The organism is Streptomyces sp. NPDC051740 (assembly GCF_044453165.1).
GTDB classification, from domain to species: Bacteria; Actinomycetota; Actinomycetes; order Streptomycetales; family Streptomycetaceae; genus Streptomyces; species Streptomyces atrovirens.
Window position 1 is genome coordinate 135,124 of record NZ_JBITCL010000003.1, and the last position, 21,994, is coordinate 157,117.

A 21,994-nucleotide genomic window follows, 5' to 3' on the forward strand; every position below is an offset into this window, starting at 1 on the left:
GGTCATCGGCGGCGGCCCTTGCGGGTGGCGCGGGTGGTGAGTTCCTCGTAGGCGGGTGCGTCGCCGGCGCGGACACGGTCCCAGGCGCGCGTGAACAGCTCGGGTACCGGCAGCAGCGGTACCGCCTGGGTGCGGTCGTGGACCGGGTAGAGGCCCTGCTTCCAGATCTCCACCGGCAGAGCGGGGGACTTCAGGTCGAGCCAGCCGCACGGCAGGAAGAGGGTGCGTCCGGCGCGGGCCCGCTTCGCCTCGACGACCAGGCCGGTGGCGGCCAGTTCGGCGCGGGCCTTCTTCGCGCGGGCGGGCTTCCAGCCGGTCCAGCGGGCGCGGTTGCGGTCCGTCGGGTCCGGCAGGGCCAGCAGTTGCAGGTAGAGCGCCGCCGCGTCCTCGCCCAGCCCGTGGGCCCCGGCGACCTCGGTGACCAGGCCGGGCACGCTCAGGGTCGGGTCCTGGGCGTAGCCGGTGGGTCCCTCGGGATCCGTTCCGGCCGCGAGGGCGCGGGCGAGTTCGTCGCCCAGGATGGTCCGCAGCGCCCGCATGCCGTCGCGCCGTCCGGGTCCGACGATTCCCTCGATCAGTCCGAACAGGGGGTCGTCCACCGTGCCGAGGGCGCTCGTGCGGACCAGGACGGCCTCCTGGTCCCCGTACCAGGGGCGCAGTACCAGCGCCTCGCCGACGGGCGTCAGTCCGTGCGCGTCGGCGCCGCCGGTGGCGGGCAGTCCGTACGCCTTGCGCAGTTCGGCGGCGGTCGACGTGCCCTTCTCGGTCCGCTCCAGGTCGAGGTCGAGCAGCAGTGCGGGGTCCGCGACGCGGCGGCGCAGCGCGGTGAGCCCTCCGGGCAGGGCGGCGCGCAGGGAGTGTCCGTACGGCAGGGAGTAGGCGAGCCCGGCCAGGGCGGCCACGGCGCGCGTCAGGTGGTACCGGCCGGGCATGGCCCGGGGGTCCTCCGCCACGAGGTCGCCGTCCTTGTCGGGGCGCTGCACGGTGGTGCGGCTGATCCAGGGGGTGCGGTGCGGGTTGAGCACTTCCTCGACGGAGTCGGTGGGCAGCCCTGCCAGGGAGAGCTCTCCGGCGAGGTCCTCGGGCAGGCGCACGACCCCGTCGAGGCGCTCGTCCCACACGCGGCCCGCCGCGTCCGTGTCCGGTCCGGCGGTCCACAGGTCAGCGGGGTTCCCGGGGAGCAGCGCGCCGATGAGCGCCAGGCGGTCGCCGGGCTCCAGCGAGCCCAGCAGCGCGTCGCCGAGCTGCTTCTGGCGCGGCTTCAGACCGGTGGCGGCGATCACCTCGTCGGTGAGCTGCGACGGCCGCCCGGCGAGCAGCAGGGCCGCCTGCACCGGGCCCAGCCCGTACCGTGTGGCGACGGCCAGGGCGGCGGGCGCTTCCGGCTGCCAGGGCGCGGCGCCCTTGTCCCGGACCAGGCCGGTCACGGCGGCCAGCGCGTCCGCCGGGAACACCGGCGGGTGCGCGGTCTCCCGCTCCAGCGTGAAGTGCGCGACGGCGCCGAAGGCACCGGCCGGGTCGTGGTCCAGGGCGAGCCAGTTGACCCGTCCGGTGCGGTGGTCGACGTTCTGGCGGCCGAGGACGACGACGGTACGGCCTTCCCGGCGCAGCACCTGACCGACGCGCTCCTGCTTGTCGTGCGGCTCGCTCAGCACCACCTCGCGCAGCGCACCCGCGGGCGTGGCCAGCGGGCCCTCCGTGATCGCCTCGAACAGCAGGAGCAGCGCCCGGCGGTGCGGCTCCGTCAGGGTGGGTGAGGCGGCGCGGTAGGCGAGCGGGCGCAGCGCGTCCAGTACGGACGGCCACACCGCGCCGATACCGGGGACGGTGAACTCGTCGCTGCGCCATCCGTCGGTGACCCCGGCGGGCCGGGACGACGCCGGCAGGGGCTTGCCGTCGGCGGGCTTGCCGGACAGGACGTGGTTCACGGCGCGGATCTGCCGCAGGGTGCTCCAGCTCTGTCCGCCGCCCCACCAGCCGCGCAGGTCGGCGAGACCGGAGGTCGCCTCGCGCAGCGTCTGTTCGTCGCCGTCCTCGGGGCTGTAGTCGGCGAACATGCCCTCGGCACGCCTGCGTTCCGTCCTGGGCCGCTCGGCCGGGGGCGTGACGAAGGTGGCGACGGACGCCGCCAGGCGCAGCACCGCGTGCACGAGGGCGGCGACACCGGTGAGCAGACGCGGCTCGGTGAGGGCGGGCAGGGCGCGGGACACGGCCTTCCGCACCACCTGGTCGGCGGTCGGGACGGCGGGCTTGCCGGTGGTGGCCCCCGCGGGCTTCCGCCCTCCGGCGGTCTGTGCGGAGCCGGCCGGTGCCGCCGCCGCGATCTCCGCCTGCCGCTCGGCCAGTGCCTGCGCGCCGGCGCGCAGCAGTTCCCCGGCCTGTTCGTCGCTCAGCGCCCGCAGGAGCGCCGAGGCGTTCTCGTCGCGCGGTCGCAGCGCGTGCCAGAAGTCGACCGGCGGTACGAGTCGCGTGCCGGCGGCGAACTCTCCGCCGCGCTCCAGCGGTGTCAGCCGGCCCAGTTCCCGCACACCGGTGGTGTCGTCGGTCGTGTACAGGGCGACCTGACGGTAGTGGGCGACGACCAGGGGCTCGACGCCGCCGGGCAGCCGCAGCGCGCCGACCGGGACGCCCGGTATCCGTCCGTCCGCCGCCGGCAGGGTGACGGTCCGGCCGTCCGGCGTGCCGACGGTGGTGCGGGCTTCGTCGCCGTCGCCCTCGGTGCGCACCCAGCGGCCGAGGACCGTGCCGTCCGTGCCGAACGGACTGTCCTCCAGGCCGGGTTGCAGGGGCAGCACCGCGCAGTGCTGCTGGAGCAGGGTGGCGTCGTCGTGGATGCCGGACCGCAGGAACGCGGGCAGCGAGGCACGTCCGTGCGTGCCGGTGGCCGGGTCGTACTCGAGCCACACCTGCCGCGTTCCCTGCCGTCCCTGGCGCCAGTACGAGGTGCCGTCGCCGAGGACGCGGCGCGCGGGCGGCAGGACCGTGTCGCCGGCGTGCAGGGCGCGTCCGCCGGTGACGCGTCCGCCGTCCGGCAGCGGGATCGAGGTCTCACCGGCGTCGCCGCCGCTGTACCAGTGCGGGAGCTTCTCGCCGCCCAGCGGGAACACCTCGGTCGGGCGGGCCGACCAGTAGCCGTACTGCTTGTTGTCCTGCCGCCACATCACCAGCAGTTCGCCGTCGGTGTAGCGGAACGACGGCCGCTGCCAGCGGTCCGGTTCGACGGGCAGCCGCAGGTCGTGCTCCAGCAGGATGTCCTGCGGTCCCACGACGATCGCCTTGTGCCTGCGAGAGAGGATCAGGGCCGGCCAGGCCTCTTGGACGGCGAGGTCGTCCTCGCTGTCGCGCCGGGTCTCGGCGTCGAGTCGGCGCAGCGCCTCGTCGAGGGCGGGCCAGCCCAGTTCGTCCGGGAGGCCGGCGCGCAGGGTGTTGCCGAGCAGCGGTGCGATGTCGAACGCGGCGGCCCGGGCGACGGCCTCCGGGCTGATCCGTGCGGCGATCCTGCGGAACGGGTTCAGCCGCTCGAGCGCCGTGCGGGCGGCCGCCAGGCCGGCCGCGCCGTCCAGCTCGCCGGCGGCGGCGTCGAGCCACTCGCGGAGCACGTCGGCGAGCACGGGGTGGCCGGCGATTCCCTCCAGCGTCCCTCGGCCGGTGCGCCGACGGTGGTGGTTGCCGACGGCGTCGTAGAGCATGCGGCGGCCGTGCCGGTCCGCCGCGACGGCCGTCAGGTCGCGCCGCCCGGGTCGGGTGTCCTCCAGCCACCGGCCGAGGTCGAGGTGGACGTCCGTGCCGGCCCCGGGCGGGGCCAGCGGTACGTCCTGCTCCATGCAGAGGTCCAGCAGGTCGAGGTCGGCGCCGGCGTGCCAGCGGCCGGTGAAGAGGTCGACGGGGCGGCCCTGGCCGCGCAGGCGCGCGGTCATGCGTTCCACGAGCGCGAGGGTGGCGGGCGAGCGGCCGCTGACCGTGCCGCCGTGCTTGCGGTGCAGGGCCCAGCGGGTGAGCCAGTCCGCCGTGTCGACCGCGTCCGCCGTCCCGTCCTCGCCCGTGAGCAGCCGGTCGGCGCCGGTCTCGGCGAGCAGCGCCAGCCAGAACTCGTCGTCCTCGGTGGAGCGGCCGAGACCGGCCGGCATGATCTCCAGCAGCCGGCCGCGTACGGCGGGCTGCTGTCCGGCGAGGACGACGATCGTGGCCCGGTAGGTGTTCCAGAAGGAGGCGGGGGCGCGGACCGCCGCGGGCGACGCGAGCAGGTCCGCGACCAGGGCGCACTCCTCGGTGACCCGGTCCAGGCCGGCGGCCTTGATCAGAACACGGGCGTCCTGGGGCAGCGACGCGTAGGGCGGCATGCCGGCCGCGCAGCGTTCCACGGTCAGCTGCCGGAACTGCGCCCAGGCGTCGGCCGGGGTGAGCCGGGCGGCGAGGGCCTTCACATGTTCCTTGAGGGCCTTGACCGTCAGTGCCCCGGCGAAGGCGAACTCCAGGAACACGGCGCGCTGCCGCTCCTCGTCCACGGTCAGCGCGTGCACCCGCTCCGCCTCGCGGGCCTTGCCGAAGAACGCCGCCGCGTAGGTGGTGTTCTCGTGCTGGAGGAAGACGCGGGCGGCCTGCTCGTAGAAGGTGGGCAGGAAGTGCGGTACGGCCCGGCCGAGGCGCTCGCCGAGCGCTTCGAAGCCCTCCTTCGCGGTGCCGGGGCGGGACTTGGCCTGGCGGGCGAGCCGCTCGACGTCCTTGACCAGCGCCAGCGCGTGATGCCCGTTCGCCGGGTCGTTGACCAGCGCCCACGCGGGGAAGCCGAGGGTCTCCCGGCGCACCTGTCCGACCTCGCGGGTCTCCGGCCCGCGGACCAGTCCGAGGAAGTCCAGGGCGAGGTCCTCCGCCTCGCCGAGCGTGCCCGGCACCAGCCGTACGACCTTCCGTTCGTCCAGCGCGGTGTGCGTGTACGTGCGGACGGTGAGGACGTCGGCGTCCTCCCGGTCGGTGGTGCCCGGGGGCAGTACGGCGCCGGCGTCGAGCAGCGTGGCGGAGGTGGTCTCGTCGTAGGTGAATCCGTCGTACGTCGTCATGCCGCACGCTCCTCGTCCTCGATGTCGCGTCCGGCGTACAGCGCGGCCGCCATGCGCATGCCCTCCGACCAGGCCACCGGCCCGACCCCGCCGAGCTTCAGCACCCGGCCGGCCGGGTCGGTGAAGACCAGGGGGCCGGTCTCCGTCTCCTCGTAGCCGTCGTAGTCGCCGATCCACACCCGGGCCTCGACGGCGTGGCCGTCCTCCACCACGGAGCACACGGCGTGGCCGCCGCGCACGCGGTAGCCGAGCTGGGTCGCGCGGCCGTGCAGGAACCGCAGTTCCTTGAAGGCGCCGCCCGCGTACTCCTCGACGGAGGCGGCCTCGGCGTCGAGTGCCGCGGGCCGGTGCCACACCTCGCGGAAGAGCTGCTGGGCGCGCTGTTCGACGCCGAGCTCGACGGCGAACTCCCGCAGCTCCTCCAGGTCGTCGAGGAGCACGGGGTGCGGCAGGCGGACCAGACCGGGGGTGAGGCGGACGGTGTCGCCGTCGAGGTCGACCAGGCCGAGGCCGCGCTCGGGATCGGCGTCCCGCAGGAATCCGGCCACCGCGCCGTCCGCGCCCGTGACCACCAGGTCGCGGAGGGCGGCCTGCCAGGCGGGGTCCGGCCAGACCCGCGCCAGCACCTCGAACGGCACCGGCAGCGAGCGCACCATCCACCGCTCCGCATCGGCCAGGCACTGCCGTTCGTGCCGCTCCAGCCACTCGGTGAGCTGGCGCAGTCCCACCACCGCCGGATCGTCGGCGATCTTGGACGGTACGGACTTCAGCCGCCGTCCGGCCGCGTTGCGGCACACCACCTTGCCGTCGTCGAGGGCGACCTCGTACCCGCCTGCCGACACCCACCCCATGCGTGCCTCCCGCACCCGCAATGATCAAGTGACGGGAACTGTAGAGCAGGGCTCTGACAACGGGTCCCGGAGTCCTCGTCGCGGGACGGGCACCGCCGTGGCACGGGGCGGTGGAGCGGGGCCATCAGGGTGGTCGCAGGCCGTGTCGGGCGGCCGTACCGGGGCCGGCTGGCCATCCTGGGTCGGTAGCGCGCCCCTTCCGAGCGACAAGGAGCACGGCATGCCCACGGACCCGGTCGGACGATTCCTCGCGGCCCTGGACCCTCACCACCGGGAGGCCGTCAGCGGCCGACCGCGCGAGGAACAGGAACGGCTGGCGGCGGCCTGGGAACGGGAGCTGGAGGCCGACACCGAGCTCGACTCCCTCGACGAGCTGTCCCCGCCGGCGGCGGAGGCCGAGGCGGCCCGCCGCGTCCTGGACCGCGAGCACTAGGGGGTGTCGTCCGGATCCGGCCGGCTCCGGTGAGCGGTGCCGGGGCCCGCGACCCCGACAAGATCCGAACGACACCCCCTGGGGCGTTCCGCGGTCAGTGGTGGGCGTGGACGACGGCGTGGCCCTTGCCGCGGCCGATCATCCACTTGTTGACCGGCGTGGTGATCACGAAGGCGACGGCGAAGCCGCCGAGCAGCGCCGACCAGAACAGTCCGTCCGACAGGTGCGCGTCCATCGCGCCCGGTGTCAGGGCGATGATCGCGTTGTCGACCAGTTCCATCACCGCGATGGAGACCGTGTCGGCGGCCAGCGCCACCTTGATCGCGGCCCGCAGGGACAGGCCCGCGCGCATCACCGCGAAGAGCGTGAAGGAGTAGCCGAAGACGAAGGCGAGGGCGATCGCGAGGATCATGGTCGGTACGTTGCCCCACAGCAGGGCCGTGCCGATGACCATGCCGAGGATCTCGCCGATGGCGCACCCGGTCAGGCAGTGGAGCGTCGCTTTCGTCGCCGTCGCCCAGGACGTGTGGCCGTGCCCGGCGGCGGTGTGGTGCGTGCTGTGGTCCATGGCCTTCGTCCCCATTCGGCGTCCCGGGTGGCCGGTGCCGGCCCACCAGGAACAACGTATACCCCCTAGGGGTATATTCCAAGGATGATCGGCGGCGTGAACAGCCTCATGCCCCGGTGGGCCGCGCGCGTCGCGCCGGACGGCGAGGATCGCCCGGTCGTCCGCCTGGGGGCCTTCGGTCCCCGCGCCGGCTGCTGACGCCGGCCGGCGGGCCCCGCCGGGGGACCCGGCTCAGTTGCCCACGCCCAGGGAGGACATGAACGCGGCCGGGTAGCGGTCGCCGCGGGCCGCGCCCGGCGGTACCGCCTTCTCGATCTCCGCGAGGTCGTCCGCGGTGAGGGCGAGGTCCAGCGCGGGCAGCGCCTCGGTCAGCCGCTCGCGGGTACGGGGGCCGACCAGCGGCACGATGTCCTCGCCCTGGGCGGCGACCCAGGCGATGGCCAGCTGGGCGACGGTGCACCCCTTCGCGTCGGCGACCCGGCGCAGGGCCTCCACGAGGGCGAGGTTGTGTTCCACGTTGCCGCCGGAGAACCGGGGGCTGAGCGCCCGGTGGTCACCGGTGCCGGCGCCGCGGCCGGCCGTCCAGTGCCCGGAGATGAGGCCGCGGCCCAGGACGCCGTACGCGGTCAGGCCGATGCCGAGCTCCCGCAGCGCGGGCAGGACGTCCGCCTCGACCGCGCGGGAGATCAGCGAGTACTCGATCTGCAGGTCGGTGACGGGGTGCACGGCGTGCGCCCGGCGGATCGTCGCCGCGTCGACCTCCGAGAGGCCGAGATGCCGTACGTACCCGGCGTCGATCAGCTCCTTGATCGCGCCCACGGTCTCCTCGATCGGCACCGCCGGGTCCAGCCGCGCGGGACGGTAGATGTCGATGTGGTCGGTGCCCAGCCGGGTCAGCGAGTAGGCGACGAAGTTCCTCACCGCCTCGGGGCGGCCGTCGTACCCGCCCATGGCCGGGGTCGGCCCGCTCAGCATGCCGAACTTGACGCTCAGCCGGTAGCTGTCCCGGTCACGGCCGCGCAGCGCCTCGGCGAGCAGCAGTTCGTTGTGGCCCATGGCGTAGAAGTCGCCCGTGTCGATCAGCGTGACGCCGGCCTCCAGCGCGGCGTGCACGGTGGCGATGCTCTCCGTGCGGTCGGCCGCGCCGTAGGCACCCGACATGCTCATCGCGCCGAGGCCCAGTGCGGAGACGGCCGGACCGTCGCTGCCCAGCGTGCGTGTCTGCATCGTGTTCTCCTTCGTGGTCGCTCCGTCACCCACCTTGCGCCGGTGCCGGGGCCACCGGGAGCGGAGCGTTCATCATGGGAGAGCCGCTCCCTGGATCGGCGGGTGCGCCACGAGGGACCATGAGGTCATGCAACGTGAGGAACTCGCCGACTTCCTGCGCCGCCGCCGCGAGGCGATCCGCCCGGCCGACGTCGGCATCACCGACGGCCCGCGCCGCCGCACCGCCGGTCTGCGCCGGGAGGAGGTCGCGATGCTGGCGGGCATGTCGGTGGACTACGTCGTACGCCTCGAACAGGGCCGCAGCAGCCGGCCCTCCACGCAGCTGCTCGTCGCGCTGGCCCGTGCGCTGCGCCTCTCCGACGACGAGCGCGACCATCTGTTCCATCTGGCCGGTCACCGGCCCCCGCCCGCCGACGGGGTGGCCCGCCTCGCCCGGGCGGGTCTGGTGCGCATGCTCGACCTGCTCGGCGGCACTCCGGCCCTGGTCATGTCCGACCTGGGGGAAGTCCTCGCGCAGAACCGGGCGTCGCTTCTGCTGATGAGCGACCTCACCGGCTTCTCCGGCGACCGCCGCTACATCGTCCACCGCTGGTTCACCGAACCGGCCGCCCGCGCCGTCGGCCCGGCCGAGGAAGAGGAGTACTACGCCCGCCGGCTCGTGGCCGATCTGCGCGCGGTCGCCGGGCGCCGGGCCGGCGATCCCGCGGTCACCGGACTCGTCGACCGGTTGTCGGCCGCGAGCGCGCACTTCCGGCGGCTCTGGGCGGAGCACGAGGTGGCGGTCCGGCGCGCCGACCGCAAGACGTTCCTGCACCCGCGGGTGGGCCGCCTGCTGATGGACTGCGAAACCCTGGTCACCCCCGATCAGCGACAGCAGTTGCTGGTGCTCACACCGGCGGACGCCGAGGCCCGCGAGCGGCTGGAGCTGCTGCGGGTGCTCGGCAGTGAGGAGTTCTCCACGGGCACGCCCGGCCGCTGAGGCCGGCCGCCGACTCGACGCAGAACAACGGAGTCGAGGGCGGTCGCGCCCGCCGGAGGGGATGCCGCGCATGTTCTCGCGCGGAAATAGCCGGCCCTCCTCCCCCGAACTGTCCAAGGCATGGGAGCGCCTCGACACGGATGACGTCCCCGGCGCGCTGCGTCAACTGCGGCAGGCCGGCCCGGCCCCCCTCGGCCAGGTCGCCCTCGTCGTCGGGCGGGCCGCCCGGGCGGCCGGGTTCGACGACCTCCATCGGGCGGCCTCGGCACTGGCCGCGCGCCCCGGCAGGGCCCGCGCGCTGTACGACTAGCGGGTACGCGTGCGTGGAACGCGGCGTGCCCTACCTGGCGGTCCCCGCCCTGCACGAGGCGTTGCGGCCGGCGCCGGCCTCCTCCTCGGTGCTGCGGGAACCGGTGTCGGCGTACGAGGACGAGGGCGACGGGCGGACGCCCGCGGATCCGGCCGAACGGCTCACGGACTTCGTCTCGGCCGTCCGCGGCACACGGCTGCGGGACGACCGGTACCGCCTTCGGTCCTCCGGACCGGTGGCCGGTTCACGGTTCCTCTGACCGGGCCCGGTCCGGTCGGCCGGATCAGGATCTCGTCGACGGCGACGCGGCCGGGCCGGGTGACCGCGCTCGCGAGGTCCTCGCGCATCGACTCGGCCAAGGTCCTGGCCATGTCCCGGACGGCCGGGCCGGTGATGTGACCGGCCGGTCCGGCCGGGACGAGTCCGGGCTCGAGGACGACGACGCGCACGGCCCGGGCACGTGAACAGGGCACCGTCCGCGGCGACATCACGGGAACGGACGTCGCGCTGCCGCTCGGCGGCATCCACCGGACGGCGGCAGCGGTGCCGGACCGGCGACCGCAGGTCCGGCACCGCTGCCTCGGACTCGCCGTCGACGCCCGCACCTCACCGGCCATCGTCAGTCCGGCCGGCCCGCGGGCGGCTCGTCGGCGTCCCCGGCATGGCGGAGGCAGGAGGTGACGACCACGAAGGGCCAGAGGGACTGAACGACCGTCACCACGCGTTCCGCGACGCCCGCCGCGCCGTGGCGGTGCATCTCGACGAGGAACCACGCCGCGCCGACGATCATCGAGGCGGTCGCCACGGCCGAGGCCGCCGGCCGCAACGCCCAGGGAGCGGCACGACCGCCGTCGGCGGCCAGCAGCGGCCACAGGGCCAGGAGCGCGAATCCGACCGCGGCCACCGAACCGTGGCGCAGGGACCCCCCGCTGCCCGGGGCCGGCAGCAGAGCCACCACCAGCGCCGTCGCTCCCCCGCCGGCCAGCGCCACGCGTCCGGCCGTCGCCGCCGCCCGCAGTCCCCAGGCGGTGAGCAGATGGCAGGCGCCCAGGGCGAGAAGCGCCGCGGTCATCACCCAGGATCCCGCGGCTCCGTAGGCCGCCAGGACGCTGATCGTCTGGGTGACGGGGTCGTAGGCGGGTCCCTCCAGTGACGCCGCGATCACCCAGCCCGCGACGAGCAGGACGGGCGCGCACCCCGACGAGAAGAGGGCCCATCTGGGAACAAGCGGCATCGAACCACCATAGAACGCGACCGACCGTCCCCCGGCGGGCATACAGGAAGTGAGGCGCGCCGGGCCGGAGCGTAAGGTGAGTGCCGTCGGTCCGGATCACGCGGAGGGATCACCCATGGGCACGGTCACCACCCCCGACGGCACGACCATCTTCTACAAGGACTGGGGTCCGCGCGACGGACAGCCGATCGTCTTCCACCACGGCTGGCCGCTCAGCGCCGACGACTGGGACAACCAGATGCTGTTCTTCCTGTCCCAGGGCTATCGCGTGATCGCCCACGACCGGCGTGGTCACGGGCGCTCCGATCAGACCTCGGGCGGCCACGAGATGGACACCTACGCCGCGGACGTGGCGGTGCTGACCGGGGCCCTCGATCTGCGGGGGGCCGTACACGTCGGTCACTCGACCGGCGGCGGGGAGGTCGCGCGGTACGTCGCGCGGGCCGAGCCCGGCCGGGTCGCGAAGGCGGTGCTGGTCGGCGCGGTGCCCCCGGTCATGGTCAGGTCCGAGAACAATCCCGGCGGTCTGCCGATCGAGGTCTTCGACGGGTTCCGCACGGCCCTGGCCGCCAACCGCGCGCAGTTCTTCGTCGACGTGCCGTCAGGTCCGTTCTACGGGTTCAACCGGCCCGGCGTGGAGGTCTCCCAGGGGCTGATCGACAACTGGTGGCGGCAGGGCATGGCGGGGGCGGCCAACGCCCACTACGAGTGCATCAAGGCTTTCTCGGAGACCGACTTCACCGAGGACCTCAAGAAGATCGACGTCCCGGTCCTCGTCGCGCACGGCACCGACGACCAGGTCGTTCCCTACGAGGACTCCGCGCCGTTGACGGTCAAGCTGCTGAAGCACGGCACCCTGAAGTCCTACGAGGGGTATCCCCACGGCATGCTGTCGACCCACCCGGACGTCCTCAACCGCGACATCCTGGAATTCATCAAGTCCTAGCGGGGCCCGGCCCTTCGAAGGTCTCCGTGTCGCGGTCCCCGACAGCGCGTCGGAGGTGCCGTACGGGCCGGCGCCCGTCCCGCCCGGGGTGAGCCGGCGCTCACGCCCCCGCCGGCACCGGGCGGCGCAGGAGGTAGCCGGCGGCGGCCACGACGAGGGCTCCCATGCAGGCGATGAACACCAGCCCCGCACCCTTCAGGCCCATCGGTCCGGTCAGCAGCCCCACGCCGATGACCGGCACCGAGATGCCCAGGTACGCCACCACGAACAGCGTCGAGATCACCGCCGCGCGCCGGTCCGACGGGGACGCCCCGCTCACCGCGGACAGCGCGCCGCGGAACGCGAGCCCCTGGCCGAACCCTCCGACGATCGCGCTCAGCACCACCAGCGTCAGCAGGTCCCAGTACAACGCGCCCGCGAGCAGCGCCAGCCCGGCGAGGAGTCCGGCGCACCCCAGTGGCAGTGACCGGACCGGGCCGGCCCGGCCGGCGGCCAGTTGCCCGCCGGTCGAGGAGAAGAAGGCCAGCGCCACGACCAGTCCGCTCACGGCGTGGTCGGTCACGTCCAGGTACCGCGCGAGGAAGGCCGGGCTGACGGAGGTGAACACGCCGAACAGCGCGAATCCCACGAACGAGGCGGTCGCCGCCGGGCCGAACACCGGCCGCACCCGCGGCGGCACGCCGGGCCGCCGCGGCCGTACGGTGTGCGGCGGGCGGCACGCCGCCACGGTCTCCGGGAGCCGCAGCAGGACGGCGGCCGAGCAGGCCACCAGGGCGAGGTGCACGGCGAACGGCAGGTACAGCGGCCAGGGCGCGTACTCGGCGAGGACTCCGGCGAGCAGCGGGCCGCAGCCGAGACCGCCCATGTTGACGGCGGTGGCGACGAACGTGGCCCGGGAGGCTCCGCCGGGCGGTGCCGACTCCATGACGTACGCCGTGGCGGCCCCGGTGAAGAGTCCGGCGGAGAGCCCCGACAGCAGCCGTCCGGCGTACAGCCGGCCCGGCGCGGTGGCGCACAGGAAACAGACGGCGCTCGCGGCCGCGCAGCCCAGGCCCCACAGCAGCACCGGGCGCCGGCCCACGGTGTCCGAGGCGTTGCCGGCCAGCAGCAGTACTCCGATGACCGCGAAGGCGTACACGGCGTAGACGACGGTGACCGTCAGCTCGGAGAAGCCGAACTTCTGCTGGTAGAGGGGGTAGAGCGGGGTCGGCAGCGTGGTGCCGGTCATGCACACCGCGAACACCGCACCGCCGAGCAGACACACCCGCCATCCGCGACGATCACCGGCCATGCCCCGACGCTAACCTCTCACCCGGCCGCGACCCCTTACGGCACGCCACCGGCCGGGTCTCACCGAACCGGTGTCACTGACCGCCCAGGCCGGTCGCCGCCACCGACTTCACGATGTGCCGCTGGAAGAGGACGAACACCAGCACGAGGGGCAGTGCGGCCAGTACCGAGGACGCCATCGTCTGGGCGTAGTTGACGCCGTAGGCGTCCTTCACCGCGGTGATGTGCAAGGAGCCCGAGCCAAGGTCGGGGATGATCCGCGGGCGCTTGAGGCGGGCCGTGGCCGGCACCGGTTCGAGCCACACGGTCTGCCAGATCCCGGTGGCTCCAGTCCACTGTCCCCGCGGTCCGTCTCGAACTGCCAGCGGCCGTTGAGGTTCAGCCAGGCCTCGCGGACGAACTGGGGCCGGGGGTGCTCCGGACGCGGGACGTCCGGGGGCAGGGGCGTGCTCATGCTGCTCCTCATCAGTGCGGGTGCGCCGTGTACGGGGTCATGCGACCATACGATTACATCGATGTAAATGACGGCGGCAGAAAGTTTTCGACGGAACGGTTCGAGCCGCCCGCGGCCCGATCCGGCGGAGCTGCCGTTACGATCCCGGCAGGCAGCGGGAGGGACGAGAAGGGAAGCATGGGCAGGCCCAGGATCAAGGACGTCGCGGAGTACGCCGGCGTCTCGGCGAAGACCGTGTCGAACGTCCTCAACGACTACGAGCACGTCTCCGAGCGGACCAGGACCGCGGTGCGGGAGGCCATCGACGCGCTCGGCTACCGGGTCAACATCGCCGGCCGGCAGCTCCGCCGGGGCCGTACGGGCATGATCGCGCTGGCCGTGCCGGACCTGGACGTCGCCTATTTCGCCGAGCTGGCCCGGCACGTCATGGCGGAGACCGAACGCCGGGGCAGCACCACGCTGCTGGTCGAGACCGGCGGACGGCACGAGAAGGAACTGGCCGCGGTGCGCGGGTTCGACGCCCGGTTCACCGACGGCGTCATTCTCTCGCCGCTCGCCCTGCTCCCCCGCGACCTGGCCGATCGTGACACCCGGCTGCCGCTGGTGCTGCTGGGTGAGTGCAACCTGCCCGGGAGCGCCGACCATGTGGCGATCGACAACGTGACGGCGGCGCGCGAGGCGACCGAGCACCTGCTGGCGCGGGGACGCCGGCGCATCGCGGTGATCGGCGGTGATCTGCGCGGATCGCGGAACACCAGCCGGCTGCGCACGGTCGGCCACCAGGAGGCCCTGGCCGCGGCCGGGGTGGCACTGCCGGAGGAACTGGTCCTTCCGGTGCCCGCGTTCCGCTGGGCCGACGGGGCCGCCGCCGCCCGCGCCCTCATGCGGCTGCCGGAGCGGCCGGACGCGATGCTCTGCCTCAACGACCACCTGGCGCTGGGCGCGGTGCGGGCCCTGCACGAGGACGGCTGGTCGGTGCCCAAGGACCTCGACGTGGTCGGGTTCGACGACATCGAGGCAACCCGGTTCAGCATCCCCACCGTCACCACCGTCGCCCCGGACAAGCGGGGCATCGCGCGGCGGGCGGTGGAGCTGCTGCTGGACCGTATCGACGCGGACGGGCCGGGCGGGCCGGCGGTCGACGAGACGGCGGGACACCGGCTGATCGTGCGGGAGAGTTCGGGAGGATGAGGGGCCGGACCGGTCCGGTCCGGACGACGGCCCGTCCGCCCGTGGACACGGCTCCGCTCCGGTGGACGGATGCCGTCGGCGAATCCGTCGGCAGGACGCCGATGGGAGCGGGTCTCCCACCGGAACGGCCCGCCGACGGCGTGTCGCCGGGAGATCCGCTCCCATCGCCCCCCAGGGCTTGCGGCCGGGAGCGGGCTGGCGGATTCGCCGACGGTGGCCGGTGGAGGGTGCGGGGCCTGCGGGGCCTGCGGGACGACACTTCCGGTGATGGTCCCGGTGCCGGGCGCCGTGCGGGCCGGTGAGGGGCGTGGGGGCGTTCTCGACACGCCCCCTGTTCGCGCCTTGTCAGTGTTGCGGGACGGCGTGTATAACGTTGTAAAACTTGAGCCCAGCGGCTCGGCGCACGGCTCATGGTGACGGCGCGTATCCGCACCGACCAACCGAGTCGGGCCGCTCACGAAGGGATTGCCGTGCGGGTCAGCCTCAAGGACGTCGCCGCGCACGCGGGGGTCTCCATCAAGACCGTCTCCAACGTGGTGAACAACTACCAGCACGTCACCCCGGCCATGCGCGAGCGTGTCCAGCGGTCCATCGACACGCTCGGTTACCGGCCCAACCTCGCCGCCAGGCACCTGAGGAAGGGGCGTACGGGCATCATCGCGCTCGCCCTGCCCGAACTCGGGAACCCCTACTTCGCCGAACTGGCCGCCTCCGTCATCGACGCCGCGTCCGAGCACGACTACATCGTGCTGCTCGACCACACCGGGGGCATGCGCGAGCAGGAGCTGCTGGTGAGCCAGGGCTTCCGGGCCCGGGTCATCGACGGGCTCATCCTCAGCCCCATCGAGCTGGAGACCGAGGACCTGCGCGACCGCGCCGAGGACGTGCCGCTGGTGCTGCTCGGCGAGCGGGACTACGACCTGCCGTACGACCACATCGCCATCGACAACGTGGCCGCGGCCCGCGCCGCCGTCCGGCACCTGATCGGTCTGGGGCGCCGGGAGGTGGCGTTCATCGGGGCCCGGCGCGGACGCAGCGAGCCCGCGCAACTGCGCGTGCGGGGCTGGCGCGAGGAGCTGACCGCCGCGGGGCTGTCGGCCGACGAGGGGCTCGTCGCCGCCACCGACGGCTGGGGACACGCCGACGGGGCGCTGGCCATGAACCACATCCTCGACAGCGGACGGCGGCCCGACGCGGTGTTCGCCTACAACGACCCGATGGCGATCGGGGCGATGCGGGTGCTGCACGAACGGGGGCTGCGGGTGCCGGAGGACATCGCCGTCGTCGGCTTCGACGACGTGATCGAGGGACGCTTCGGGGCGGTGACGCTCACGTCCGTGTCGCCGGACAAGGCCGCCATCGGCCGGCTGGCGGTGGAGTCGGTACTCGCCCGCCTCAACGACCGGGCGCCCGAGCCGCAGCGCATCCGGGCGGACCATCAGCTCGTGGAGCGCGAGAGCACGGTGGGCAGGCCGTCGAGCTCCTGACATCGTGGTCCACGGCCGCGCGGGAATCCGCGCGGCCGTGTCCGGCCGGCGCGCCCGTCCGCCCGTGGCACCGCGAAGCGCCTCCGGACGGCGCGGGAACGAGGACGTCATCCTCCTCGTCCCCGCTTTGTCCGGAGGCGCTTTCCGTCCGCCCGGCCACCTGTCGTCCGGTCCGTTCGGCGACAGCGCGCGGCCGGTCCGGTCTCAGCCGGTGTACATGCTTTGACCGTAGCCGCAGCTGTCGTAGTCGATCTGCCGGCCGGCGACGCTGGTCACCAAGCAGGCCTGCCAGAAGAGAAGGCCGTCCTCGGGGAAGCTCTTGTTGAGGTTGGTCCAGCCCTTGGCCTTGCCCAGGGTGTCGTAGGCGACTCCCGACCGGTGGCTGCTGTCATCGCTGTACGACCACACCATGGCCACCGGCAGGTTGTCGGCGCTCAGGTCCCGCACCCAGAACCATTCGCCGTGGGGCTGGAAGCACGCCTCTCCCCCGGCGAAATCGTCGCACTCGTAGTCGTACTGACCGAACGTACCGTCGCTGACATCGCTCGTGGCCTGCCAGCCGTCGGCGGCAGAGGCCGGCGACGTCGCGATCCCCAGTACGAGGGCGGCACCGGCCAGCCCACTCGCGAGAACTCGCCCCATGCGCATCCGTCTTTTCCTCTCCTCTGGTGAACATGCCTGTGCTGACGCCGGGATGGTGTTCCGGGACTGGCTCCCCCGCCTCGCCGGTCAGCAGTGCCGATCCTGTGGGCCTGAGGACTCACCGGCAATGACAGTCGGCTGTCCCGGACAGGCCGGCGCCTGTCCGGGCCGGTCACAGCCCTGTCCGGGACAGGCGTCCGGCCGTGCGGCCCCCGCTCACCCGGCGAGGACCGGCGCGAGTGACAGGTCCGCCTCCGCGCACCGGGGCCACGTCACGACGGCCGGCCGCGCGCACACCCCGTTCTCCGCAGAATGCGCTTGCGGTGCCACTCACGCTCCCCGCGTTCGCTTCGCACCTTGTGCACAAGGGGTTTACAGCCCTCTTCCAACGATGTAAAACCTCCTTGCGGCGCACCGGACGCCGCTTCGCACAGGGGGAGCAGCTCCACGTCTGCGCGTCCTTCGGCTCCCCAGTTCCCTTTTCAGCGTCACCCGGATCGGGGTCACCATGCAGCGCACCACTCACCGTTCTCACCTTCCCGCCCGTCCCGTTGTCGTGGCCTTGGCCGCCGCCGTGGCCCTGACCGCCACCTCCTGCGCCAAGTCGGAGGACGACGCGTCGGACGGCAAGAAGTCCCCGGCGGCCGCCGCCGACGCCGAGCAGAAGGTCGTCACGCCGAAGCCGGGCAGCGAGACCTGCACCATCGACGCCTACGGCGGCGAGAAGATCGACCTGAAGGACGCCACCGTCGGCTTCTCCCAGTCGGAGAAGGAGGCCAACCCGTTCCGCATCGCGGAGACGCAGTCCATCAAGGACGAGGCGGCCAAGAGAGGCGTCGAACTGCTCACCGCCAACGCCCAGTCGCAGTTCTCCAAGCAGATCAGCGACGTCCAGACCCTGCTCACCAAGGGCGTCGACCTGCTGGTGATCGCCCCGCTCAACTCCGACGGCTGGGACCCGGTGCTGCAGGCCGCCGCCGCGAAGAAGGTCCCGATCGTCACCATCGACCGCAAGATCAACGCCACGGCGTGCAAGGACTACGTCTCCTTCATCGCCTCGGACTTCGTCGAGCAGGGCCGCCGCGCCGCCGACCAGATGATCGAGGCCACCGGCGGCAAGGGCGAGGTCGCCATCCTGCTGGGCTCGGCCGGGAACAACGTCACCACCGAGCGCACCAAGGGCTTCAAGGAGCGCGTCGCCGAGAAGGCCCCCGACCTGAAGGTCGTCTTCGAGCAGACCGGTGACTTCACCCGTGAGAAGGGCCAGCAGGTCACCGAGCAGCTCATCCAGTCCAACCCCGGTATCAAGGGCGTCTACGCGGAGAACGACGAGATGGGCCTGGGCGCGGTCGCCGCGCTGAAGGGCGCCGGCAAGAAGGCCGGCGACGTCAAGATCATCACGGTCGACGGTACGCGCAACGCCGTCCAGGGGGTCGTCGACGGCTGGATCAGCGGTGTCGTCGAGTCCAACCCGAGGTTCGGCCCGCTGGCGTTCCAGACGCTGGACACCTTCACCCAGGGCAAGGAAGTCCCCCAGGACATCGTGATCCAGGACAGCGCCTACAACGCCGGCAACGCCGAGCAGGACCTCGGCAAGGCCTACTGATCCGCTCCGGGGCCCGGACTCCGGGCCCTGTCCGTCCGTCACCACTTCTTCCTGGAGGCACAGGTGGCTCCCCCCGCCGAAGTCCTCGCCGTCCGCGGACTGAGCAAGTCCTTCCCCGGCGTCCGGGCCCTGGACGACGTGGACCTGACCCTGCACCCCAGTGAGGTCCACGCCCTGATCGGCGAGAACGGCGCCGGCAAGTCGACCCTCATCAAGCTCCTCACCGGGGTCTACCGGCCCGACGCCGGTGACATCGTTTTCCAGGGCCGTGAAGTCTCCTTCGCCACACCGCTGGAGGCCCAGAAGGCCGGCATCTCGACCATCTACCAGGAGGTCAACCTCATCCCGCTGCTGAGCGTGGCCCGCAACCTCTTCCTGGGCCGCGAACCGCGCACCCGTCTCGGCCTGCTGGACTTCGCCCGCATGAACCGGGAGACCGAGGAGGCGCTGAGCGCCTACGGCGTCCGGGTGGACGTCCGCCGGCCGTTGCGCACCCTCGGTGTCGGCGCGCAGCAGATGGTCGCCCTGGCGCGTGCCGTGGCGAGCGAGGCCCGGATCGTCATCATGGACGAGCCGACCTCGTCGCTGGAACCGCGGGAGGTCGAGACGCTGTTCTCGGTCATCCGCCGGCTGCGTGACGAGGGCATCGCCGTCGTCTACGTCAGCCACCGTCTCGACGAGCTGTACGCCGTGTGCGACACGGTGACCGTGCTGCGCGACGGCCGTCGCGTGCACCACGGGCGCCTCGCCGACCTCGACCGGCTCTCCCTGGTGTCGACCATGCTGGGCCGGGAGCTGGGCGAGGTCCGCCAGGAGGGCCTGACGAAGTTCACCGGCGACCACCACGCGGCCGGCAGCCGGCCCGTGCTGGAGGCCCGCGAACTGACGGTGCCGCACAAACTGAACGAGGTGTCCGTGAGCATCCGTCCCGGCGAGGTCGTCGGTCTCGGCGGGCTGCTCGGCTCCGGACGAACCGAGACCGCGAAGGCCATCTCCGGTGCTCTCGGCACGAGTTCGGGCAGTGTGACGGTGGCCGGGGTGCCGCTGCGCGGCGGCTCCACCCCGGCCGCCATCCGGGCGGGCATCAGTCTGCTGCCGGAGGACCGCAAGAGCGAGGGCATCGTGCCCGGTCTGTCGGTCCGCGAGAACATCTCGCTGGCCGTCCTGCCCCGGCTCTCCCGCTTCGGCCTGGTCTCCGAGGCACGCGTCGACAGCATCGTGGACACCTTCATCGAGCGGCTGCGCATCAAGGCGTCCTCGCCTCAGCAGAAGGTCGGTGAACTGTCCGGCGGCAACCAGCAGAAGGTGCTGCTCGCCCGCTGGCTGGCGATGAACCCCAAGGTCCTGCTCCTGGACGAGCCCACCCGGGGCATCGACGTCGGCGCCAAGGCCGAGGTGCAGAAACTCGTGGACGAACTGGCCGCGGACGGCCTGGGCGTCCTGCTCATCTCCTCCGACCTGGAGGAACTGATCGAAGGGTCCGACCGCGTGGTCGTACTGAAGGACGGTGCGGTCGTCGGCGAGCTGACCGGCGACGAGGTCACCGAGGACAAGCTGATGCGGACCATCGCCGGGCACGCCCCGGGCCGGGACGCGGTCGAGGGGGCGGCCACCGATGGCTGAAGCCGCCCTCAAGACCGTCCCGCTGGACAGAACCCGTGTCCTGCAGTGGCTGCAGACGTACGGCGTCTACGCCGGCGTGGCGCTGCTGCTGGTCGTCAACATCGTCGTCACCCCGCACTTCCTGTCCGCGGAGAACTTCCGCACCCAGGCCGTGCAGGTCGCCCCCGTCATCATCGTGGCGCTCGGCATGGCCCTGGTCATCGGCACCGAGGGCGTCGACCTCTCGGTCGGTGCCGTGATGGCGCTGGCGGCCTCCGTGACGGCCCTCTACCTCGGCTACGGGCTCGTGCCGGCGCTGCTCGTGGTGGCGGTGTTCGCCGCCGCCGTGGGGCTGGCCAACGGAGCGCTGGTGGCGTTCGTCGGGGTGCAGCCGATCGTGGCGACGCTGGCGCTCATGGTCGGCGGCCGGGGTCTCGCCCTGGTGCTGCTGCCGCAGCTGGAGGACCTGCGCAACCCGTCGCTGGCCTCCCTGGGGTCGGGTGACGTGCTGGGCGTCCCGTATCTGATCCTGATCGCCGCCGTACTGGCGCTGCTGGTGGCGTTCGTCGTCCGCCGCACCACCTTCGGGCGACAGCTCCTCGCCGTCGGCGACAGCCGTCCGGCGGCGCAGCTCGCCGGGCTGCCGGTGCGCCGGGTGCTGATCGTGGTGTACGTCGTCTGCGCGCTGCTCGCCGCCGTGGCGGGCGTCCTCGCCACCGCACGGCTCCAGGCCAGCGACCCGACGTCGCTGGGCAATCTGATGGAACTGTCCGCCATCACCGCCGTCGTGGTCGGCGGGACACCGCTGACCGGCGGCCGGGTGAACATCGCCGGCACCGTGGCGGGAGCCGTCCTCATCCAGTTGCTCACCGCCACCCTCATCAAGCACGATCTGCCGCCCTCGTGGACCCAGATCGCGCAGGCCATAGTGATCGTGTGCGCGGTCTACGCGGCACGGGGACGGGGGAGGCGATGACCGTCACGAAGACGGACGCCCCGGTGACCGCGGCGGGTGACGGCAAGCCGTCGGTGGCCGGCGGGCCCGTGGGGTCCGCGCGCTCCGAGCGGGTGAGCGCGCTGGTCCAGCAGCACGGCGCGCTGGCGGTGCTGCTGGTCGTCTCCCTAATGGCGTCGGTCGGCTTCGACTCCTTCGCCACCGGCGACAACGTCAGCAACATGGCGACGAGTTCGGCGTTCCTGGCGATCGTCGCGCTCGGCATGACCTTCGTGATCATCACCGGGGGCATCGACCTGTCGGTCGGCTCGCTGTTCGCGCTGGGCGGGGTCCTGGCGGCCTGGGGTTCGCGGCACGGCACCCTGGTGGCGCTGCTGCTGCCGCTGGTGGTGTGCGGGGCGATCGGTGTCGTCAACGGGCTGCTCGTGGCCCGCTCCCGGCTGGCGCCGTTCATCGTCACCCTGGCGGCCATGCTCGGTGCGCGCGGTCTGATGCTGGCGCTCACCGACGAGGGCGCCGACACGTACCTGATCGGCAAGGGTTCGTTCCTGGCCGAACTCGGGCAGGGCACGACCTTCGGTCTGGGCAATCCCGTGTGGATCACGCTGGCGCTGTTCGTGGCCGGGGCCGTCGTGCTGCGCCGTACGCGCTTCGGACAGCATGTGTACGCGGTCGGCGGCAACGAGGACGCGGCGGCGCTGATGGGCGCCCCGGTGGCCCGTACCAAGATCCTCGTCTACACCCTGTCCGGGGTGCTGGCGGGACTGGCCGGCGCGCTCAACGCGGCCTGGCTCGCCTCCGGGGTGACCATTCTCGGCAACGGCATGGAGCTGGACGCCATCGCCGCCGTCGTCATCGGCGGCACCCTGCTCACCGGCGGGCTCGGCTACGTCAGCGGCTCGCTGGTCGGTGTGCTGCTGCTCAGGGTGATCCAGAACGTCATCAACCAGGTCGGTTCCCTGGACTCCTCCTACCAGCAGGTCGTCAGCGGCGCCTTCCTGGCCGTCGTCGTCATCGCCCAGACCTGGCTGGGCCGCCGACGGCAACTGCTGTGAGGCTCCGGACGCGGGGGGGGGGGGGGGGGGGGGGGGGGGGCGGCCCCGCGGGGGGGCGCGGCGGGGGGGGGGGGGCGCGCGGGGCCGCGGGCGGGGGGGGGGGCGCC

At 73.0% G+C, this 21,994-nt stretch carries 18 protein-coding genes and 1 pseudogene; 11 read left to right on the forward strand and 8 right to left on the reverse strand.

Annotation, left to right across the window (positions count from 1 at the left end):
• Positions 1–2 precede the first annotated feature (2 nt).
• Both ACIA6T_RS06360 and ACIA6T_RS06365 read right to left on the reverse strand, forming a co-directional pair.
• Positions 3–5,057: a hypothetical protein gene (locus tag ACIA6T_RS06360; protein WP_399445402.1), complete on the reverse strand. Its 5,055-nt coding sequence runs from the start codon at positions 5,055–5,057 to the stop codon at positions 3–5.
• Positions 5,054–5,908, reverse strand: coding sequence for a DUF4132 domain-containing protein (locus ACIA6T_RS06365; protein WP_399445403.1), 855 nt, complete (start codon positions 5,906–5,908; stop codon positions 5,054–5,056). The genes ACIA6T_RS06360 and ACIA6T_RS06365 overlap by 4 nt, the downstream gene beginning before the upstream one ends.
• Before the next feature lie 220 nt (positions 5,909–6,128).
• Between ACIA6T_RS06365 and ACIA6T_RS06370 the strand changes: the two genes are divergently transcribed.
• Entirely contained in the window at positions 6,129–6,341 is a 213-nt protein-coding gene (locus tag ACIA6T_RS06370) for a hypothetical protein (protein ID WP_399445404.1), read from the forward strand.
• A gap of 94 nt (positions 6,342–6,435) precedes the next feature.
• Here the strand turns inward: ACIA6T_RS06370 and ACIA6T_RS06375 are convergent, their stop codons facing one another.
• Together ACIA6T_RS06375 and ACIA6T_RS06380 are read right to left on the reverse strand one after the other, a co-directional pair.
• Positions 6,436–6,909 (reverse strand): DUF4396 domain-containing protein, encoded by a 474-nt coding sequence (locus tag ACIA6T_RS06375; protein ID WP_399445405.1) that lies wholly within the window; start codon positions 6,907–6,909, stop codon positions 6,436–6,438.
• Positions 6,910–7,140: 231 nt separating this feature from the next.
• Positions 7,141–8,136 (reverse strand): aldo/keto reductase, encoded by a 996-nt coding sequence (locus tag ACIA6T_RS06380; protein ID WP_399445406.1) that lies wholly within the window; start codon positions 8,134–8,136, stop codon positions 7,141–7,143.
• A gap of 127 nt (positions 8,137–8,263) precedes the next feature.
• Between ACIA6T_RS06380 and ACIA6T_RS06385 the strand changes: the two genes are divergently transcribed.
• From ACIA6T_RS06385 to ACIA6T_RS06395, 3 genes are all read left to right on the forward strand, one after another.
• The gene (locus ACIA6T_RS06385) at positions 8,264–9,115 is read left to right on the forward strand and encodes a helix-turn-helix transcriptional regulator (protein WP_399445407.1); all 852 of its coding nucleotides are present in this window, start codon (positions 8,264–8,266) and stop codon (positions 9,113–9,115) included.
• A gap of 70 nt (positions 9,116–9,185) precedes the next feature.
• Entirely contained in the window at positions 9,186–9,425 is a 240-nt protein-coding gene (locus ACIA6T_RS06390; protein ID WP_399445408.1) for a hypothetical protein, read from the forward strand.
• 25 nt (positions 9,426–9,450) lie between these two features.
• Complete coding sequence (locus ACIA6T_RS06395; RefSeq protein WP_399445409.1) at positions 9,451–9,684, forward strand: hypothetical protein; 234 nt, start codon at positions 9,451–9,453, stop codon at positions 9,682–9,684.
• Between the two features lie 360 nt (positions 9,685–10,044).
• Here ACIA6T_RS06395 and ACIA6T_RS06400 read toward each other — a convergent pair whose 3' ends face one another.
• Positions 10,045–10,659, reverse strand: coding sequence for a DUF998 domain-containing protein (locus ACIA6T_RS06400; RefSeq protein WP_399445410.1), 615 nt, complete (start codon positions 10,657–10,659; stop codon positions 10,045–10,047).
• Between the two features lie 115 nt (positions 10,660–10,774).
• Between ACIA6T_RS06400 and ACIA6T_RS06405 the strand changes: the two genes are divergently transcribed.
• Complete coding sequence (locus ACIA6T_RS06405) at positions 10,775–11,605, forward strand: alpha/beta fold hydrolase (RefSeq protein WP_399445411.1); 831 nt, start codon at positions 10,775–10,777, stop codon at positions 11,603–11,605.
• Between the two features lie 100 nt (positions 11,606–11,705).
• On the opposite strand, the gene ACIA6T_RS06410 is transcribed toward ACIA6T_RS06405, so the two are convergent.
• A complete protein-coding gene (locus ACIA6T_RS06410; protein ID WP_399445412.1) occupies positions 11,706–12,896 on the reverse strand; it encodes an MFS transporter in 1,191 nt (396 codons plus the stop codon).
• Positions 12,897–12,969: 73 nt separating this feature from the next.
• Positions 12,970–13,113: pseudogene (locus ACIA6T_RS06415) on the reverse strand (carbohydrate ABC transporter permease); the annotation flags it as partial.
• A 413-nt stretch (positions 13,114–13,526) separates the two neighbouring features.
• Between ACIA6T_RS06415 and ACIA6T_RS06420 the strand changes: the two are divergent.
• Together ACIA6T_RS06420 and ACIA6T_RS06425 are read left to right on the forward strand one after the other, a co-directional pair.
• Positions 13,527–14,540: a LacI family DNA-binding transcriptional regulator gene (locus ACIA6T_RS06420; RefSeq protein WP_399445413.1), complete on the forward strand. Its 1,014-nt coding sequence runs from the start codon at positions 13,527–13,529 to the stop codon at positions 14,538–14,540.
• A 470-nt stretch (positions 14,541–15,010) separates the two neighbouring features.
• Complete coding sequence (locus tag ACIA6T_RS06425; RefSeq protein ID WP_399445414.1) at positions 15,011–16,027, forward strand: LacI family DNA-binding transcriptional regulator; 1,017 nt, start codon at positions 15,011–15,013, stop codon at positions 16,025–16,027.
• A 204-nt stretch (positions 16,028–16,231) separates the two neighbouring features.
• Here the strand turns inward: ACIA6T_RS06425 and ACIA6T_RS06430 are convergent, their stop codons facing one another.
• Positions 16,232–16,669, reverse strand: coding sequence for a hypothetical protein (locus ACIA6T_RS06430; RefSeq protein ID WP_399445415.1), 438 nt, complete (start codon positions 16,667–16,669; stop codon positions 16,232–16,234).
• A 508-nt stretch (positions 16,670–17,177) separates the two neighbouring features.
• Between ACIA6T_RS06430 and ACIA6T_RS06435 the strand changes: the two genes are divergently transcribed.
• From ACIA6T_RS06435 to ACIA6T_RS06450, 4 genes are all read left to right on the forward strand, one after another.
• Positions 17,178–18,275: an ABC transporter substrate-binding protein gene (locus tag ACIA6T_RS06435; RefSeq protein ID WP_399445416.1), complete on the forward strand. Its 1,098-nt coding sequence runs from the start codon at positions 17,178–17,180 to the stop codon at positions 18,273–18,275.
• A 63-nt stretch (positions 18,276–18,338) separates the two neighbouring features.
• Positions 18,339–19,898, forward strand: a complete 1,560-nt coding sequence (locus ACIA6T_RS06440; RefSeq protein ID WP_399445417.1) for a sugar ABC transporter ATP-binding protein — start codon at positions 18,339–18,341, stop codon at positions 19,896–19,898.
• The gene (locus ACIA6T_RS06445; protein WP_399445418.1) at positions 19,891–20,853 is read left to right on the forward strand and encodes an ABC transporter permease; all 963 of its coding nucleotides are present in this window, start codon (positions 19,891–19,893) and stop codon (positions 20,851–20,853) included. Before ACIA6T_RS06440 ends, ACIA6T_RS06445 begins: the two co-directional genes overlap by 8 nt.
• A complete protein-coding gene (locus tag ACIA6T_RS06450) occupies positions 20,850–21,887 on the forward strand; it encodes an ABC transporter permease (protein WP_399445419.1) in 1,038 nt (345 codons plus the stop codon). The genes ACIA6T_RS06445 and ACIA6T_RS06450 overlap by 4 nt, the downstream gene beginning before the upstream one ends.
• The last annotated feature ends 107 nt before the right edge of the window (positions 21,888–21,994 follow it).

What these genes read in the sequence shown, in the direction of transcription:
- ACIA6T_RS06435 (WP_399445416.1), top strand. Translation starts at nt 17,178, where the DNA reads ATGCAGCGCACCACTCACCGTTCTCACCTTCCCGCCCGTCCCGTTGTC.
- ACIA6T_RS06370 (WP_399445404.1), top strand. Translation starts at nt 6,129, where the DNA reads ATGCCCACGGACCCGGTCGGACGATTCCTCGCGGCCCTGGACCCTCAC.
- ACIA6T_RS06365 (WP_399445403.1), bottom strand. Translation starts at nt 5,908, where the DNA reads ATGGGGTGGGTGTCGGCAGGCGGGTACGAGGTCGCCCTCGACGACGGC.
- ACIA6T_RS06385 (WP_399445407.1), top strand. Translation starts at nt 8,264, where the DNA reads ATGCAACGTGAGGAACTCGCCGACTTCCTGCGCCGCCGCCGCGAGGCG.
- ACIA6T_RS06420 (WP_399445413.1), top strand. Translation starts at nt 13,527, where the DNA reads ATGGGCAGGCCCAGGATCAAGGACGTCGCGGAGTACGCCGGCGTCTCG.
- ACIA6T_RS06375 (WP_399445405.1), bottom strand. Translation starts at nt 6,909, where the DNA reads ATGGACCACAGCACGCACCACACCGCCGCCGGGCACGGCCACACGTCC.
- ACIA6T_RS06410 (WP_399445412.1), bottom strand. Translation starts at nt 12,896, where the DNA reads ATGGCCGGTGATCGTCGCGGATGGCGGGTGTGTCTGCTCGGCGGTGCG.
- ACIA6T_RS06390 (WP_399445408.1), top strand. Translation starts at nt 9,186, where the DNA reads ATGTTCTCGCGCGGAAATAGCCGGCCCTCCTCCCCCGAACTGTCCAAG.
- ACIA6T_RS06400 (WP_399445410.1), bottom strand. Translation starts at nt 10,659, where the DNA reads ATGCCGCTTGTTCCCAGATGGGCCCTCTTCTCGTCGGGGTGCGCGCCC.
- ACIA6T_RS06445 (WP_399445418.1), top strand. Translation starts at nt 19,891, where the DNA reads ATGGCTGAAGCCGCCCTCAAGACCGTCCCGCTGGACAGAACCCGTGTC.
- ACIA6T_RS06360 (WP_399445402.1), bottom strand. Translation starts at nt 5,057, where the DNA reads ATGACGACGTACGACGGATTCACCTACGACGAGACCACCTCCGCCACG.
- ACIA6T_RS06405 (WP_399445411.1), top strand. Translation starts at nt 10,775, where the DNA reads ATGGGCACGGTCACCACCCCCGACGGCACGACCATCTTCTACAAGGAC.
- ACIA6T_RS06450 (WP_399445419.1), top strand. Translation starts at nt 20,850, where the DNA reads ATGACCGTCACGAAGACGGACGCCCCGGTGACCGCGGCGGGTGACGGC.
- ACIA6T_RS06430 (WP_399445415.1), bottom strand. Translation starts at nt 16,669, where the DNA reads ATGGGGCGAGTTCTCGCGAGTGGGCTGGCCGGTGCCGCCCTCGTACTG.
- ACIA6T_RS06380 (WP_399445406.1), bottom strand. Translation starts at nt 8,136, where the DNA reads ATGCAGACACGCACGCTGGGCAGCGACGGTCCGGCCGTCTCCGCACTG.